Annotated in this window: 13 protein-coding genes; 9 read left to right on the forward strand and 4 right to left on the reverse strand. The window is 66.6% G+C overall.

The genetic code is table 11. The annotated features are described in order from the left end of the window. Positions 1-133 precede the first annotated feature (133 nt). Entirely contained in the window at positions 134-1,696 is a 1,563-nt protein-coding gene (gene dnaA, locus ABD301_RS14375) for a chromosomal replication initiator protein DnaA (RefSeq protein ID WP_344311132.1), read from the reverse strand. 644 nt (positions 1,697-2,340) lie between these two features. Here dnaA and rpmH point away from each other — a divergent pair. The 8 genes from rpmH to ABD301_RS14415 all read left to right on the forward strand — a co-directional run bounded on the left by rpmH (position 2,341) and on the right by ABD301_RS14415 (position 8,079). After that, positions 2,341-2,478, forward strand: a complete 138-nt coding sequence (gene rpmH, locus ABD301_RS14380) for a 50S ribosomal protein L34 (protein WP_163568202.1) — start codon at positions 2,341-2,343, stop codon at positions 2,476-2,478. A 10-nt stretch (positions 2,479-2,488) separates the two neighbouring features. Further along, entirely contained in the window at positions 2,489-2,857 is a 369-nt protein-coding gene (rnpA, locus tag ABD301_RS14385) for a ribonuclease P protein component (protein ID WP_163568201.1), read from the forward strand. Beyond that, complete coding sequence (yidD, locus tag ABD301_RS14390; RefSeq protein ID WP_279580136.1) at positions 2,854-3,198, forward strand: membrane protein insertion efficiency factor YidD; 345 nt, start codon at positions 2,854-2,856, stop codon at positions 3,196-3,198. Before rnpA ends, yidD begins: the two co-directional genes overlap by 4 nt. After that, positions 3,195-4,415 carry a membrane protein insertase YidC gene (gene yidC / locus ABD301_RS14395; protein ID WP_163568200.1) on the forward strand — a complete coding sequence of 407 codons (1,221 nt, stop codon included), beginning with the start codon at positions 3,195-3,197 and terminating at the stop codon, positions 4,413-4,415. Before yidD ends, yidC begins: the two co-directional genes overlap by 4 nt. Before the next feature lie 133 nt (positions 4,416-4,548). Further along, positions 4,549-5,124 (forward strand): Jag family protein, encoded by a 576-nt coding sequence (locus ABD301_RS14400; protein ID WP_344310608.1) that lies wholly within the window; start codon positions 4,549-4,551, stop codon positions 5,122-5,124. Next, complete coding sequence (rsmG, locus tag ABD301_RS14405) at positions 5,124-5,816, forward strand: 16S rRNA (guanine(527)-N(7))-methyltransferase RsmG (RefSeq protein WP_344310610.1); 693 nt, start codon at positions 5,124-5,126, stop codon at positions 5,814-5,816. The genes ABD301_RS14400 and rsmG overlap by 1 nt, the downstream gene beginning before the upstream one ends. A 359-nt stretch (positions 5,817-6,175) precedes the next feature. Beyond that, positions 6,176-7,105 (forward strand): ParA family protein, encoded by a 930-nt coding sequence (locus ABD301_RS14410; RefSeq protein ID WP_425551936.1) that lies wholly within the window; start codon positions 6,176-6,178, stop codon positions 7,103-7,105. After that, complete coding sequence (locus tag ABD301_RS14415) at positions 7,102-8,079, forward strand: ParB/RepB/Spo0J family partition protein (protein WP_344310614.1); 978 nt, start codon at positions 7,102-7,104, stop codon at positions 8,077-8,079. The genes ABD301_RS14410 and ABD301_RS14415 overlap by 4 nt, the downstream gene beginning before the upstream one ends. Before the next feature lie 151 nt (positions 8,080-8,230). On the opposite strand, the gene ABD301_RS14420 is transcribed toward ABD301_RS14415, so the two are convergent. Continuing rightward, positions 8,231-9,184 carry a D-alanine--D-alanine ligase family protein gene (locus ABD301_RS14420; RefSeq protein WP_344310616.1) on the reverse strand — a complete coding sequence of 318 codons (954 nt, stop codon included), beginning with the start codon at positions 9,182-9,184 and terminating at the stop codon, positions 8,231-8,233. Further along, positions 9,181-10,536, reverse strand: a complete 1,356-nt coding sequence (locus ABD301_RS14425) for an aminotransferase-like domain-containing protein (protein ID WP_344310618.1) — start codon at positions 10,534-10,536, stop codon at positions 9,181-9,183. The genes ABD301_RS14420 and ABD301_RS14425 overlap by 4 nt, the downstream gene beginning before the upstream one ends. Before the next feature lie 143 nt (positions 10,537-10,679). On the opposite strand from ABD301_RS14425, the gene ABD301_RS14430 reads away from it, so the two are divergent. Beyond that, complete coding sequence (locus ABD301_RS14430) at positions 10,680-11,336, forward strand: GNAT family N-acetyltransferase (protein WP_163568197.1); 657 nt, start codon at positions 10,680-10,682, stop codon at positions 11,334-11,336. Here the strand turns inward: ABD301_RS14430 and ABD301_RS14435 are convergent. Beyond that, on the reverse strand, positions 11,333-15,745 hold the full coding sequence (locus ABD301_RS14435) for an endo-alpha-N-acetylgalactosaminidase family protein (protein WP_344310621.1): 4,413 nt from the start codon (positions 15,743-15,745) through the stop codon (positions 11,333-11,335). The genes ABD301_RS14430 and ABD301_RS14435 overlap by 4 nt on opposite strands. Between the last annotated feature and the right edge of the window lie 107 nt (positions 15,746-15,852).

The raw sequence follows: 15,852 nt of genomic DNA on the forward strand, positions 1-15,852 counted from the left end.
ACAGCGGCCGAATCGGTGTGCGACCTGTCGACATCCGACACCTGTTCAGCTGTTGTCCACGTCCATCCACCGTCGTCCACAGTGTTATCCCCAGGCTGTGTACTCAGCTTGTGGACAGTCATCGTCGCCGCGTTCACTGCTGGGCTCGCTGTTTGATTCGGTTGGTCAGCTCGGCGATCTGGTTGTAGAGAGCACGGCGTTCGGCCATCTGCTGGCGGATCTTGCGATCGGCGTGCATGACGGTCGTGTGGTCCCGGTTTCCGAACGACTGGCCGATCTTGGGCAGCGACAGCTCGGTCAGCTCGCGGCACAGGTACATCGCGACCTGGCGGGCGTTCACCAGTACTCGACTGCGGGACTGGCCGCACAGGTCGTCCATCGTGACGCCGAAGTACTCGGCACTCGCGGCCATGATCTGGGTCGCGGTGATCTCCGGACCGCCGTCGGCCGGGATCAGGTCGCGGAGCACCACCTCGGCGAGGCCGGTGTCGACCTCCTGGCGGTTCAGGCTGGCGAAGGCGGTGATCCGGATCAGCGCGCCCTCGAGTTCGCGGATGTTGCTGGCGATCTTGCTGGCGATGAACTCCAGAACCTCCGGCGGCGCTTCCAGTCTTTCCTGAGCGGCTTTCTTACGCAGGATCGCGATGCGCGTCTCGAGGTCGGGCGGCTGGATGTCGGTCAGGAGGCCCCACTCGAAACGCGTACGCAGCCGTTCCTCCAACGTCGCCAGCTGTTTGGGCGAGCGATCGGAGGAGATGACGATCTGCTTGTTCGCGTTGTGCAGCGTGTTGAAGGTGTGGAAGAACTCCTCCTGGGTTCGTTCCGCACGTTCCAGGAACTGGATGTCGTCGACCAGCAGGATGTCCACGTCGCGGTAGCGGCGCTGGAAGATCTGCGCCTTGTCGTCGCGCAGCGAGTTGATGAAGTCGTTCGTGAACTCCTCGGTGGAGACGTACCGTACCGACTTCGCGTGGCCGAGCCGTTGGGCGTAATGCCCGATCGCGTGCAGCAGGTGCGTCTTGCCCAGTCCCGACCCGCCGTAGATGAACAGCGGGTTGTACGCCTTCGCGGGCGCTTCGGCGACCGCCACCGCGGCCGCGTGCGCGAACCGGTTGCTGGACCCGATCACGAACGAGTCGAAGATGTACTTCGGGTTCAGCCGAGCCGGTTCGACCGGTTGCGGGCGGTGATGCGAACCAAGTCCGGACGAATGCGAAGAACGTCCGGTGGCCGCGCCGGTCGGCTGGCTGTCCATCCCCGGCCGGTGCGGCTGGCTCATCGCGCCACTGGTGCCCTCGGGTCCCCGGGACAGTCCGGAAACTCCGCGTATCCCGCTCATCGGAGACTCGCCGGCGAGGGAATCGGCCGGGGCGTCGTGTTGGTACGTGTACGCGTCAGGTTGAGAGTCGACCGCCTCGGCCATCGCGTCAGGCGGAGCCGGCGAGGTCGGTGCGTCGTCCGGCAACACCGTCACCGCCACCCCGACCGGCCGGCCGATTCGTTCGGACAGCGCTTTGGCGATCAGCGGCAGCAGCCGTTGTTCGATCATGTCCTTGGCGAACTGGTTGGGCGCGGCCACCAGCGCGGTGTCCTGAACGAGCGCGAGCGGCCGGGTCAGCCGGAGCCACGCTCGTTGCTGCGCACCCAGCGACTCGCCACCGAGTCCCGCAGTGGCTTCCCCCCAGATGACGTCCAGGTTCGGCTTGTCGTCATCAGCCACCCGCGTTCCCCTCCCCAAAACTCAGTGAACCCGCCGTACCACGGACACGCGGTACGGAGATCGCGTCGAAACGGGTGTACCGGCCCGGTTGTCCACACAGATGTCCACACCCTGTGTACGTACCGCGTGACTGCCGCCCAGCCGATCGTCGCGGGCGCTGCGTCATCACGTCCCCATCGCCCCCTTTGATGGTCCGATGCCGCGCCGGCGACCAACAATTCGCAGGTCAACCGCTGGTGATGATCATTCCCCAAGCGCGCGGATCGCGCGCCCGCAGCCGCAGTTCGCGGCTACCACTGAGGACGAGCACGCTAACAGCGTGCGGCCGGACCGAACAAGGCGTTGTCCACAGGCTTGGGGATATCTTCGCGGACAGCTGGGGACAACCGCTCACCGAGGGGTGTGTTTGACCGTCCCGGGATCACTTACGTATCCTCGGTAGGACTATGGCCGTGTGCCGGCCACTTGTCGTGCCTCGAGAACGATCCAGCGAGGCCGACGGACATCCGGCAAGCGGAGCGATCGGCGGTAAAGACCGGTAGGAAACGGTCAACCGCGGTCGCGCCGGACGTCACCGACCCTGTGCATTCGCAGCACCAGCCGTAAATGGAGATCTCGACGTGAGCAAGCGCACCTTCCAGCCGCACAACCGCCGCCGCGCCCGCACCCACGGCTTTCGGCTGCGGATGAGCACCCGCGCCGGCCGCGCCATCCTGGCCGCCCGCCGGTTCAAGGGCCGGCAGAAGCTCTCGGCCTGACGGACCGCCTGTGCTGCCGGCCGCGTCGCGTCTGCGTAGTCGCGATGACTTCACCAGGGTTGTGAAGACTGGCCAACGAACCGGCCGGTCGACTCTGGTGGTGCACCTGGCCGTACGTCCCACCACCGCCTCGCCCGTGCAGGACCGACGGGCGGGCTTTGTGGTTTCCAAGGCGGTCGGCAATTCCGTGGTACGGCACCGCGTCCAGCGTCAGTTGCGTCACCTCGTACGCGACCGCCTGGACGTGCTGCCCGCAGGTTCCGACCTGGTGGTGCGAGCGCTGCCGGCGTCCCGGGACTGTCCGTCGGCCCGGATGGGCGAGGACCTGGACTCGGCCCTGCGTACGTTGATGAAGCGTCAGGGTGGCGGATCCAGATGAACGCCCCAGCCCGGCCCACTGACTCACGCAAGTGCGTCCACCAGCGCGATCCTGAGATTTCGCTGGGCCGGGACTGGCTGGTTCGGCTGCTCATCATTCCGGTGCTGGCGTACCGTCGGTGGATAAGTCCTGCGTTGCCACCGCGGTGCCGGTTCTATCCGACTTGCAGCGCGTACGCCGTCGAGGCGTTGCGCGTCCACGGCGCGTTGCGCGGGCTGGGGCTCTCCGCCTGGCGACTCGCTCGCTGCCACCCGTTCCATCCCGGCGGTTACGACCCCGTGCCTGACAAAGCGTCACCCGAGCCGCGCCGTATGACAACCGATTCTGGAGCTACCCGGTGAGTTTCAACCTGAACTGGATCTACATCGCGATCTCGTGGGTCCTGCTCAAATGGCACAGTCTCTGGGGCGCGCTGCTCGGCGCGGACAACGGCATCGCGTGGGTGCTCTCGATTGTCTTCCTGGTGATCACCGTACGAGTGATCCTGTTCCCGGTCTTCATGAAGCAGATCAAGTCCCAGCGGGCGATGCAGGCGCTGCAGCCGCAGGTGAAGGAACTGCAGAAGAAGCACAAGGGTGACCGGGAGACGCTCCAGCGGGAAATGATGGAGCTGTATCGCCGGGAGAAAGCCAACCCGCTGATGGGTTGCCTCCCGTTGCTGCTGCAGATCCCGGTCTTCCTTGGTCTCTTCCACGTGCTGAAGGGCATCAACCCGCTGGACGCGGTGTCCAAGAACGCGGCGATCAACGAGTACGGCTGGACGCTGGACCAGTTCAACGGCGCCTCGCACGCGAAACTACTGGGTGCGCCCATCGCGGCGGCGTTCAACGACCCGGCGGCCAAGGTGCTGAGCCTGGGCGGCGAGGCACTGACGGTGAAGATCGTCGCCGCCGTCCTGATCGCGATCATGGTCGCCACCACGTACATCACCCAGCGACAGATGATTGCCCGTACGGCGGCCGCTGCTGACCCGCAGCAGGCGATGATCCAGAAGCTGATGCTCTACGGCATCCCGTTGTCGTTGCTGGTGTCCGGTTCGTTGTTCCCGCTCGGCGTGGTCATCTACTGGGTGACGCAGAACCTCTTCTCGATGGGCCAGCAGTTCTACGTGCTGCACAAGCACCCCCCGGTCGGCGCGAACGCGAAGGCCGGCGAGAAAGCCGACCCGGACAAGCCCTCGGTGGGCCAGACGCTGGCGCCCAAGCCCGGTGCCAAGCCGGTCAACCCGAAGAAGGGTGGCCCGCGGCCAGCCACCACCACCTCGCTGAGCAAGGAGTCGGACGAGCCCGCGACCGCGGTGTCGAAGAACGGCACCGGCAAGACGGGTGCTGCCAAGACCGGTGTTGCCAAGACCGGGGCCGCGAAGAGCACCGCGGCCAAGTCGGCTCGTACGACGACGGGCAAGAGCAGCAATCTGTCGGCTCGGCGCGCTTCCATCAAGCAGCAGCCGGCCGCAGGTGCGGCGAAGAAGAACCCGCAGGGTGCCCGTGCCAACGGCACCAGCACGGCCAAGAAGAACGGCCGGCCAGTGGACAGCCCGGACGCGAGCCGCAAGTAGCCACACCTGGGACCAGGTGGCCGGCGGTGGCGGATGTCAGTTCGGCGCGCAGGCATACCCTGGTCGATCTGAGACTTGAGCGGCGGCTGTGCCGTACCGGCCGCCGGGAATACCCGAGAAACTGGAGTGTGCAGTGAGCGAAGAATCGTCGACCGTGGAGGCTCCGCCGGCGGAGCAACTGGTAGAGGGGGCGGTGGACGGCGGCGAGAGCACCGAGGACGGCACCGGCAAGACTGGGCCGAGCCGCTCGGAGCTGCTGATCCAGGAAGGTGACATCGCCGCCGACTATCTCGAGCGGCTGCTGGACATCGTGGACTACGACGGTGACATCGACATGGACGTGGAAGGCGACCGCGCGATGGTGGCGGTGGTTGGTCGCGGCCTGCAGTCACTGATCGGCCCGGGTGGCGCGACGCTGGACGCGCTGCAGGAGCTGACTCGGCTCGCGGTCGTCCAGGAGACTGGTACGCGCAGCCGGCTGATGCTCGATGTCGGTGGCTACCGGGATCGTCGGCGGGCGCAGCTGGTGGAGGTCGCGAAAGAGGCGGTCGTGAAAGCGAAACAGGATGCCGCTGACGTACGCCTGGACGCGATGAACCCGTTCGAGCGCAAGGTCGTGCACGACGCGATCGCCGACCTCGAAGGCGTCTGGAGCGAGTCCGAGGGCGAAGAGCCCGATCGGCGCGTGGTGGTACGCCTCGAGCGCTGATGGGCGCGGACGGCACTCCCCCGGAAGAAAACGCGGCGGCAGCACTCACCCTGTTCGGTGAGCGGCTGCCGCTTGCGGCGCAACTGGTCCGGTGGCTCACCGGGCCGGGGATCGAACGAGGGCTGATCGGGCCGCGGGAAGCGGACCGGATGTGGCCCCGGCACGTACTCAACTGTGCGGTCGTCGGTGAGCTCATGGAGCCCGACGCGACCGTGATCGATGTCGGATCTGGAGCGGGCCTGCCCGGCTTGGTGCTCGCCGTCGCCCGGCCGGATCTGCGGATCACGCTGCTGGAGCCGCTGGAGCGGCGAGTCACGTTTCTGACCGAGGCGGTCGAGGATCTGGCTCTGCACCAGGTGACGGTCGTACGTGGGCGGGCCGAAGAACAAGCCGGCCGGCTTAGTGCGCGGATCGTGACAGCGCGGGCAGTGGCCCCTCTCGACCGGCTGGCCCGCTGGTGCCTGCCGCTCGCTGAACCCGGTGGACTGTTGGTGGCGATGAAGGGCTCCTCGGCTGAGGCTGAGTGGGAGACGCATCGCGCAGCGGTCCGAAAGAGCGGCGGGCGTGACGGTCGAATCAGTAGGTGTGGTGCGGGCGTCGTGGACGAACCGGCGACTGTCATCGTGGTACGCAAGGATGAAGGCGCTGCGCTCGGCAGGGGAAGCCGGGCAGCCGACAAGGGGCGTCGGTAAAAGGGGGAAGTGTGGGTAAGGCTCGTAAGCGCAAAACAGCGCCGGACGGTGAGGCAGGACCGGTCGGCTGGTTGAATAGTGGGGCGAGTTCGGCTCGGGGGAAAGCAGGCTGCAAGAAGCGGGCCGGCGACCGGGGCGGCGGCTCCGCGCAGCGGGCCGACTCGTCGTCGGTCGGTCAACCCGGCGTGGATGAGCTCGCGGTGATTGAGCCTGCGATAGCTGGGCTCGATGGGCGATACAAGGAGTCGGAGACCTCGGTGGCAACGACGACGACGGGCGGTCCCCCTGTGAACGGCAGACCGACGCGATCCTCCTCTGGTGGAGGTGAGGACGAGAGTCACCGGCGGATCAGGCAGGCGTTGACCGACGCCACCGTTTCACGTGAAACGGGGATCGTGGATCAACACGTTTCACGTGAAACACGGGAAGACGACCTGCCGATCGCCAAAGAGGCCAAGCGGGCAGTGGACGTACTGCACCCGACCGGCCTTCCCAAGCCCCCACGCCGCCGGATCATGTGCGTGGCGAACCAGAAGGGTGGCGTCGGCAAGACGACCACCGCAGTGAACCTGGGCGTGGCACTCGCGATGAGCGGGCTCAACGTCCTGGTGATCGATCTGGACCCACAGGGCAACGCCTCCACCGGACTGGACGTTGACCACCGCGCCGGCACCCTCAGTGTGTACGACGCACTGATCAACGAGGCGACCCTCAAAGAGGTTGCCCAACCAGTCGAGGGGATGCCGACACTCAAGTGCGTACCGGCGACCATCGACCTGGCCGGCGCCGAGATCGAGCTCGTCTCGCTGGTGGCCCGAGAGTCCCGGCTGCAGCGGGCCATCGAGGCGTACCCGGATGAGGTCGACTACGTGCTGGTCGACTGCCCACCCTCGCTCGGTCTGCTCACCGTCAACGCGATGGTGGCCGCCGAAGAGGTGCTGATCCCGATCCAGTGCGAGTACTACGCGTTGGAGGGGCTCGGGCAGTTGCTCAACAACATCGACCTGATCAAGGCGCACCTGAACCCGAAGATCCGGGTGTCCACGATCCTGCTCACCATGTACGACGCTCGGACCAAGCTGGCCGATCAGGTCGCCAACGAGGTACGGGAGTATTTCAAGGACACCGTGCTCACCGCGGTCATCCCCCGCAGCGTGAAGGTGTCCGAGGCGCCCGGCTACGGGCAGTCGGTGCTGACGTACGACCCCGGTTCGCGTGGCGCGACCAGCTACTTGGCGGCGGCCAAGGAGCTCGCCGAGCGTGGCGCGGCCGGAGGTGAGCAGGAGTGAAGTCGCGACGAGGTGGCCTCGGCCGCGGCCTGGGTGCGCTGATCCCGACCAGTCCCCCGGACGAGATGGAGAACACTCCGGCGGCACGGATAGTCGAGCAAGCGAACACGCCACTCGGGGCGCCTCCCGTCGAGGACTTGGCGGCGGTGCCGGGCGCGTCGCTTCGCGAGGTCATGCTCAGCAGCATCCAGCCGAACGCGAAGCAGCCGCGGACCGCCTTCGACGAGGAGGCGCTGGAGGAGCTGCGGGCCTCCATCCTCGAGGTCGGCATTCTCCAGCCGGTGGTCGTACGGGAAATCGGCCCGGACAGCTATGAGCTGATCATGGGTGAGCGGCGCTGGCGGGCCGCCACCGCCGCCGGTCTGGAGAAGATCCCGGCGATCGTACGGGAAACCGGCGACGACCAGATGCTCCGAGACGCGCTGCTGGAGAACATCCACCGCAGCGACTTGAATCCGTTGGAAGAGGCAGCTGCGTACCAACAGCTGCTCGCCGAGTTCGGCGTCACGCATGAAGAGCTCGGGCAGCGCCTCGGCCGCAGTCGGCCGCAGATCTCGAACACGATCAGGCTGTTGAGCCTGCCGGCTCCCGTCCAGCGCCGAGTGGCCGCTCGAGTGTTGTCCGCTGGACACGCCCGGGCGTTGCTGGCCCTCGACGATCACGAGCAGCAGGACGCCCTCGCCCACCGCATCGTGGCCGAGGGGTTGTCCGTACGAGCGACCGAAGAACTGGTCGCGCTGGCGATCGCGGACGGCCCGGCGCCGAAGAAGACCGCGCCGGGCCAGCGTCGCCGGCAGCCCCAGTCCCCCGCACTCCACGAGTTGGCGGATCGGCTGTCGGATCAGTTCGACACTCGAGTGAAGATCGACCTCGGCCGCCGCAAGGGCCGGATCACCATCGAGTTCGGATCGGTGGACGACCTCGAGCGGATCGCCTCCGTGATGGGCGTCGAAGGTCGAGCCGAAAAACCGTAGTCAGAAACGCCATCGAGCGCGTCCCGGGAGCGATTTCGGTGACGCGCTCGATCTGTTTTCCCAGGAGAATCGTGTTCCTGCGCGATTCTGAGAGGGTTTTGTCCGGCTCGGTCCGAGCCGGACAGTCCAAATCGCACTGAGAAAGCCCGCTTTAGCGGCGCTCGATGGCCCTTTCGACCAGCGATCGGCAGACGATGCCGAGGTCGAGGTCGGCGGCGGCGACCGCCAGCGGGGTCAACGAGGTCTCGGTCATTCCGGGCGACACGCTGACCTCGAGGACATGGGCGCGGCCATCGGTGTCGATGATCGCGTCCATCCGGGACAGGTCACGCAGCCCCAGAGTGGTGTGTGCCTGCAACGCCATTTCGGCCAACTGCTGCAACTTCTCGGGCGAAAGCCGGGCCGGTGCGTGCCAGCGAGTGATGCCGGCGGTGTAGCGAGCGGTGTAGTCGTACACGCCGTCGGCCGGCTCGATCTCCACCACCGGCAGCGCCTGCGGGCCGTCCCCAGCGTCGATCACGCTGACCGCCACATCGATGCCGGAGATGAAGCGCTCGAGGAGGGCGGTGCCACCGTACGCGAAGCAGGACATCATCGCGGCCGGCAGCTCACCGGCGTCGAAGACCGGGGTCGCGCCGAGCCCGGAGCCGCCATTGACCGGCTTCACCATCAGCGGCAGGCCAATGCTCTTCACCACTCGCTCCAGGACAGCGGCGGCGCCCAGCTCGCGAAAGGTCTCGTGCGGCAGCGCCATCCAGTCAGGAGTATCGATGCCAGCCCGTCTGAGGAGCGTCTTGGCGACCGGCTTGTCCCAGGCGAGCCGTGACTCGGCGGCGGCGGCGCCCACATATGGCACGTCGGCCGCGTCCAGTACACCTCGCAGCGCGCCGTCTTCGCCGGGAGCGCCATGAAGAGCGATGAAAACCGCGTCTGGCTGGCTCGTGTGCAGTGTCGAGAGCAGGTCGGCATCCGCGTCGACGGTCGTGGTCTCCACGCCAACCCGACGAAGAGCGTCCGACACTCGGCGACCGGAGCGCAGCGACACGTCCCGTTCGTACGAGAGCCCCCCGGCCAACACCATCACGTGCATTTGCGTCCCTCTCATACGGTGCCCGGATCGGGGGTCTCGGTGCCGCGTGAGCGGGATCGGCCGGAGGTGCGGTTGGCCGCCGAGCCGCTGCCGAGCATCGGGCCGAACGTCTCCCGCAACTCGCTCTCCTCGCCGATCACCCCGGCCAGCCGGCGGATGCCTTCGGCGATCCGCTCCGGTGGCGGATAACAGTACGACAGGCGCATCTGCCGGACCCCGTCGCCGTCGGCGTAGAAGCCGATGCCCGGCACGTACGCGACCTTGTGGGCGAGCGCGCGCGGCACCATCGCCTTCGCGTCCCATCCTTCGGGCAGGGTGAGCCAGATGTAGAAGCCGCCGGTCGGCCTGGTCCAGGTGATCCCGGCCGGCATGTGCAGCTCCAGCGCGTGAAGCATCGCGTCTCGGCGCTCCTGGTAAACGTCGCGGAACACCTTGATCTGCTCGCGCCACGGGTACTTCAGCAGATACTCCGAGACGACCTTCTGGGTCAGGTTCGACGGCGACAGCACCTGCGCCTCGCTGACCATCGTCAGCTTGTCCCGGACGGCATGGGGCGCGAGCACCCAGCCGACCCGCAGCCCGGCGGCGAAGGTCTTCGAGAACGATCCGAGGTAGATGACCCGCGACTGCGACCGAGACCGCAGCGCGCGGCCGGGACTCGCCTCGAACCCCAGCAGTCCGTACGGGTTGTCCTCGACCACGAGCAAGTCGTACGCCTCAGCCAATGCCATGACCTCGTCGCGCCGGGACTCGGTGAGCGTGACGCCGGCCGGGTTGTGGAAATTCGGCACCGTGTAAAGGAACTTCGCTCGCCGGCCGTCTCGCCGGAGGCGCTCCAGGGTGGCCTTCAACTCGGAGGGGATCAGCCCGTCGTGGTCCATCGCCACGTGGACGACCTCGGCCTGCGCCGCTTGAAAGGTGCCGAGCGCGCCGACGTACGACGGGCCCTCCGCCAGCACCACATCGCCGGGATCCAGGAACACCCGTGAGACCATGTCCAGCGCCTGCTGCGAACCGGTGGTCACCACGATGTCGTCGGCCGAGGCCGCGATGCCCTCGAGGTCCATCACCTCGCAGATCTGCTCGCGCAGCTCCGGCAGGCCCTGCCCGGAGCCGTACTGCAGGGCCACCGAGCCCTGCGCGGAGACCACTTCGCTGACCAGCGCCGCGATCGACTGCAGCGGCAGGGCCTCCACATATGGCATGCCGCCGGCCAGCGAGACCACCTCGGGCCGGTTGGCGACCGAGAACAGCGCTCGGATCTCCGACGGGGTCATTCCCCGTAGGGCCGCCGAATAGCGATCGGTGTAGTCGTCCAGCGTCGTGCCGTGCGGCGGTTGCTTCTCCGCGTCCTCGCCGGTAGTCAAACCGGGCCTCCTGACCTTCTGGCTGCACAGTCCCCGACCACCGAGTTTACCGGCCATGCGATGGCCGTATTCCCTGCTCGCGGCGCTGGCCGTACGATCTTGGGGACAGCGACCGAAACCCATGGGGGGAGGGCGGGCCAACGATGTCCCGACGCCTGGTCAACTTGACGCTCGACACGCTCGAAGACCTTCCCGGTCAGTGCCGGAAGTGCGTTTTCTGGGAGCTCGACCCGGTCAGCCGGGATCGGGCCGTGGAAGGTGGTGACACCGGCTTCGAGAAGGAGTCGTGGGTCTCGGCCACCCTGCTCGACTGGGGATCGTGCGGGAAGCTGGTCTACGTCGACGGCGTGCCAGCAGGTTTCGTTATGTACGCGCCGCCCGCGTACGTGCCGCGTTCGGTCGCCTTCCCGACCAGCCCGGTCAGCCCGGACGCGGCTCTGATGATGACCGCCACCGTGCTGCCGGAGTTCGCCAGCGCGGGCCTTGGCCGGATGCTCATTCAGGGCGTCGCCAAGGACCTCACCAAGCGCGGCATCAAAGCGATCGAAGCTTTCGCCGATCTCAGATGGGACGGGCCGAGCTGTGTGGTGCCGGCCGACTTCCTGCTCTCGGTGGGCTTCAAGACGGTCCGCCCGCATCCGCGCTGGCCGCGGTTGCGATTGGAGCTGCGGACGGCCGTCTCCTGGAAGTCGGATGTGGAGTACGCGCTGGAAAAGCTGCTCGGGTCCATCAACCCGCAGGTCGCGCTCGGCGCGACCTCCCGAGAAGCGGCCGGCCAGATGCCCCGGAGCGATCGCTAACCACAGTGGAAGAGGGCGTTGCCCCAGTCCGCGTGGTCGTTGCCATTGCCGTCTCCGCCGTCACCGGTCACCAGCTGGACGGACTGAACACCGGTCAGCGGGACCTCCACCGCGGTGGCGGCGATGCCCGGTAGCTTGACCGGACTGGTGTAGATGGTGGCGCCGTCCGCCACCACGCTGAACTGCACCGAGCCGGGCGCTCCCTTCTCGTCGTCCTGGCCAACCTGCGCGGTGAAGCGCGTACATTTCCCGCTCAGTTGGTACGTGATCGAACCCGGTGACGCGGTGCCGAGGCCTTTGTCGAAACGTACGCCGGCGACCTTCAACGGCCCGCCGTCGCCGGCGGAGTCCTCCCCCAGACTATGGTCGCGTTCGGCCGGTCCCCAGCCGTTGGTCATCTGTGCCCAGGCCAGGTCGGATGCGTACGTGTCGGCACCTGGTGGTGCGGCGGCCAGCGGTTTGAGCGCCATCGCGAAGACGTGCAGAGCGGGTGCGTTGGGCAGGGTGACAGCCGCGATCGTCTTGGTCGGGTCGGCCGGGATGGTGTTGTAGTAGATCTTGTAGTGAGTGCCGAAGTGGCCGGGGCCGGTGGGCGTGTTGTTGTGGTCGGTGTCCACGGCGATCTTCGCGCCGTACCCGTTGTCGTCCGCGCAGCACCAGTTCGGGAAGCCCAGGTTGCCGGTGGAAGTGCTGCCATCGGTGTAGTGGATCGTCACGGTCGGCTGAACAGCGCCGGCTTCCGAGCCGAGGAACGCGATCTCGCCGCCCGATCCGCTCATCGCGACCGTCTGCCCAGCCGCGGTCACGTTGTCCGGCTGTCCAGCCGGCGCGCTCGGCCAGCCGAACTTGACGTTGTCCACCGTGACCGTGCTGCCGGGTGCTGCTCCCGCACTGGTCAGAGCCTGGGCGGAGAAGCTGTTGCCATAGCCGTCGAAGGTGCCGGCCGTGGTGGCCGACTCGTCGGTGATGCCGACGTTGTCGTACGCCTCCGCCAGGGACCGATAAGCCAGCACCGCGCTAGTGGTCGCGCCCGTACCAGCCTGATGGCCGTTGACCTCGTACGACGCGGTCGCCGTCAGCTGGTAGCTGCCACTTGGCGCGGTGGCCGGGGTTTGTACGGCGTACTTCACCTCGACTGTCGCCCCAGCCGCCACAGTCGCGAAATGGGACGGGGACTGCGCTGTCGCCGACCATCCGGCCGGCGCGACCATTCGTACGTCCACATTGGACAGTGGGCCGGTCGTAGAGTTCTGGAAGGCGGCGGTGACCGTATTTGGCTGTCCTCTTTCCGGTGCGAAACCGCTGAGTTTCACTGAGGCGACCGGGCTCGAGGGGCAACGGCTGGTAGCCGGCGCGGGACCGAGGTCGTCCACCACCAAGTCGTCCATTGTCATGGCCGCGTTGTCGTCGTGATTGTGGACTATTCCCAGCGAATAGTCGCCGCAGCCAGCGCCGCCGGTCGTGAAAGTCTGGTCGTACATCTGGTGGGGAGCTGATCCCTGCGGCGGAAGAATGTCCGTCCAACCGGCCGGCTTTGGATCCGTAGCCGGCGGCGGAGAATCCAGTGGCCGGTCGGTGGTCTGGGCGAGCGTGTCATTGAAGACCGCTTGCCCACCGCCATCGAAAACCTTGACGCTGTACGTATTGTCCGTGTCGCTCTGATAGTCGAACCGGACCCGATAGACGTGACTCGGGTCGAATCGCAGAGTTTGCGGCAAAGTCCGGTAAACCAGGCCGGTCCCGTCCGCCCAGGTCTTCAGCGACCATTTCCCGGAAATGGTGTCCCTGGTGTAACCGGCGTGCAGCTCGGAAAGGTGAGTACGCAGGGAGCCGCCATCGACCGTGTAGACGAAGGGGCCCCAGCCTTGGTCCACATGCTCGAAATCCTCGGTGTAGTAATGGCCGCCGGACGCGAGATTCGCACCTTCGTCCGCGACCACTCGTACGTCGTCGAATTCCACGGTCGCCGCGCCGGCCAATGCCGAAAGTGTGAGTGTGGCCGTACTGGAGGTGGGCGTGAAGAGGACTTTCATGCGCTGGTAATTCGTACCCGTCTTGTCATCGACGCCGGAGGTGTCGGCCTGTGGCGAAGAATCCGTCCAGACGCTGGCCGCTCCCCCGCGTACGTCCGAAACACTGAGCGTGGCCTTGCGTTTCGGTCCAGTCACCTGGACCCAGACCGATGCCGAATACTGCTTTCCGGGCCGCAGGCCGCGAAGTTGTTGGCTGACCGTACCAGCGCCAGACGCCATCTGCAGGTGGGTCTGACCGCGCGCATCATCCACAATGGACGGACGGGCACCGGTCGGATGCCAGGACGAGAATCCACCGGAGTCGAAGCCGGGGTCGGCGACCGGACCACCCTGTCCGAAGTCGACAGGCTGGGCCGTAGGAGCCGACTGGCCTCGGGTGATCACGTACGGAGTTTTCGCTGTCGCGGCCAGAGAGATCTGGCCGTTCCGGACCGGCACCTGGCGAGTTTGCTGGCGCCCGGTCTGAGTTAGCGTCGAAACGCTGACCGTCCGCAATCGTTGCCACGACTGCGGAAGTGTCCAGGTGGTCGTGCCGCCGGCCGGATTCCAGTGGTAGAGCTTGGCATCCGCGCCCGGCCATGGCAGCAAATAGGCGCCGCCGGTGGAGACGAGGTGACCATCGGACCAGATATCCCTGCCCGCGCCCGCCTTGGTGATCCGTACGCCCCCGGTGAAGTCAATGGCGTCGTCGGTCCATTTCGACACCTGGAAATGCTGGATCCATTTCGCCGGCAGGTCGTCGGTGAAGATCTTCGCCTCCGCCTGGGTGAAATCGACCCGGCCCTGCCAGCCGGTGAAATCCGCCAGCTGCGGGTTGGGCATCAGCGGATCGGGAGACCACACGTCCTTCTGGTCGTTGCGGAGGAACCGGATGATCCGGCTGTTGATCCCGCGATTGTTGTCGCCTCCGTAGGTCGGATCGTTCGCCCAGTGCGACCAGATCGACTCGCGCTCCCAGTCGCTGGGGAACTCGGTGGCAGCCTGCCAGCCGTCGGACCAAAGAGTGTGTGCCAGGTCGTACGCATCCCAGCCGCTGCCGGGCGTCACATCGACGTACAGATAGGAAAGGTTCGGGTCCGGAATCGCCTTTTTCAGCTGCGCCAGGCGGTTGGCCAGGTTGCCTGAGGTCTCATCTGCATGTTTGTTGTCGCAATAGCTTTGATCCAACCAGCCCCAGCACTGCTGGCCCGGATTCGCCAGCGCCCAGCTGAAGTTCTTCGCCTCCGGGTAAGCCTCCTGCCGGTTGATGTGCACACCGAAGGTCGCGCCGTACTTCTTCCCCTGCGAGATCAGCGTCTTCAGGTCGGCGAGGCCGCCGGCCCGGTCGTTGAAATGGTCGCCGTAGTCCGGATGCGCGGAGTCGTGGCCTTCGGACTGGTAGCCCTTGAGCAGCACGTTCTGGCCGAGGCCGTCAGTCACCAGCGAGACCTTCTTGACCTCGTCGAGGGCCTTCAAGAACGGCGTACCGGCGAGGGAGGCGAAGTTGTACGAGATGTACGGGACGACCCGGTCTTTCACGTCCGTTGAGCCGGGCGCGTTCACCATGATCGAACGGAACGCGATCGCGCCGTCCTGCCAGTCGACCACGTGATCGCCATTGCGGTCGCCAGTCACCGCGACCTTCGCCCATGGCAGCTCGGTGATCTTCTTCGTGTTGTGCTCGCGGTAGACCCACGGCTGACTGGCGATGCCCGTACGTTTCAGGTCGCCTTCGGCGGTGGTCGACACGGCCAGCCGGTACGGCTCGGTCAGCGTGTTCGTCTCGACGCCGGCGGCGAGCTTGTCGGTGGACAGGAACGCGTACGACTTGCCGGCCGGTTTGGTGGTCACCGGCAGGCTGCTGACCACGGCGAAACTGTCGCTGGTCTTGGCCGCGTCGACGGACAGCCCGGCGGACGCCAGCGTCGCGGTCGGCTGGTCGCTGCGTACGGACACCAGGGTCAGGTCCGGGAGGTCGAGCGTCTCGACCACTTTGCCCGGGTCGTCGATGCCGGTGATCCGGAAGGCCAGGGTCTGCCCGCTCACCCCGAGCTCGGCCCGGATCGTCACCTCGGGTTGAGTGACAACGAGCTGGTAGTGGGCCGTGTTGCCGGAGATCGAGCCGGTCACGGTCGGGTGGTAGTCGGTGCCGTTGAGGCGCAGGATGCCGGTGGTCCCGGTCGAGCCGCCAAGCTGGCCGCCGTCTGGCGTCGCATAGCCGAGCACCCGTGGGAAGGCCGGGTCAACCGTGACGGCCAACTGCGCAGAGCGCAGCACTGTCCCCGTTGGTACGAGTGGAGTGGCAGCCGCGGCCGTGGGCGGCGAAAACGTGCCAAGAGTGAGAATTGCGGCGGTGACGACGGCCAGCCGGCGGTGCCGGAAGCGGACGGAGTGCATGGACAGCCCCTCTGCGCAGTGGCGGCAGGACAGATGCATGAAACTGCTCAGTGTTTAGCAAGTGACGGCAGCTTTTGGCAATAGTTCGGGTTTTGACCGTAGCTGGA

Source organism: Fodinicola feengrottensis (genome assembly GCF_039530045.1).
GTDB classification, from domain to species: Bacteria; Actinomycetota; Actinomycetes; order Mycobacteriales; family HKI-0501; genus Fodinicola; species Fodinicola feengrottensis.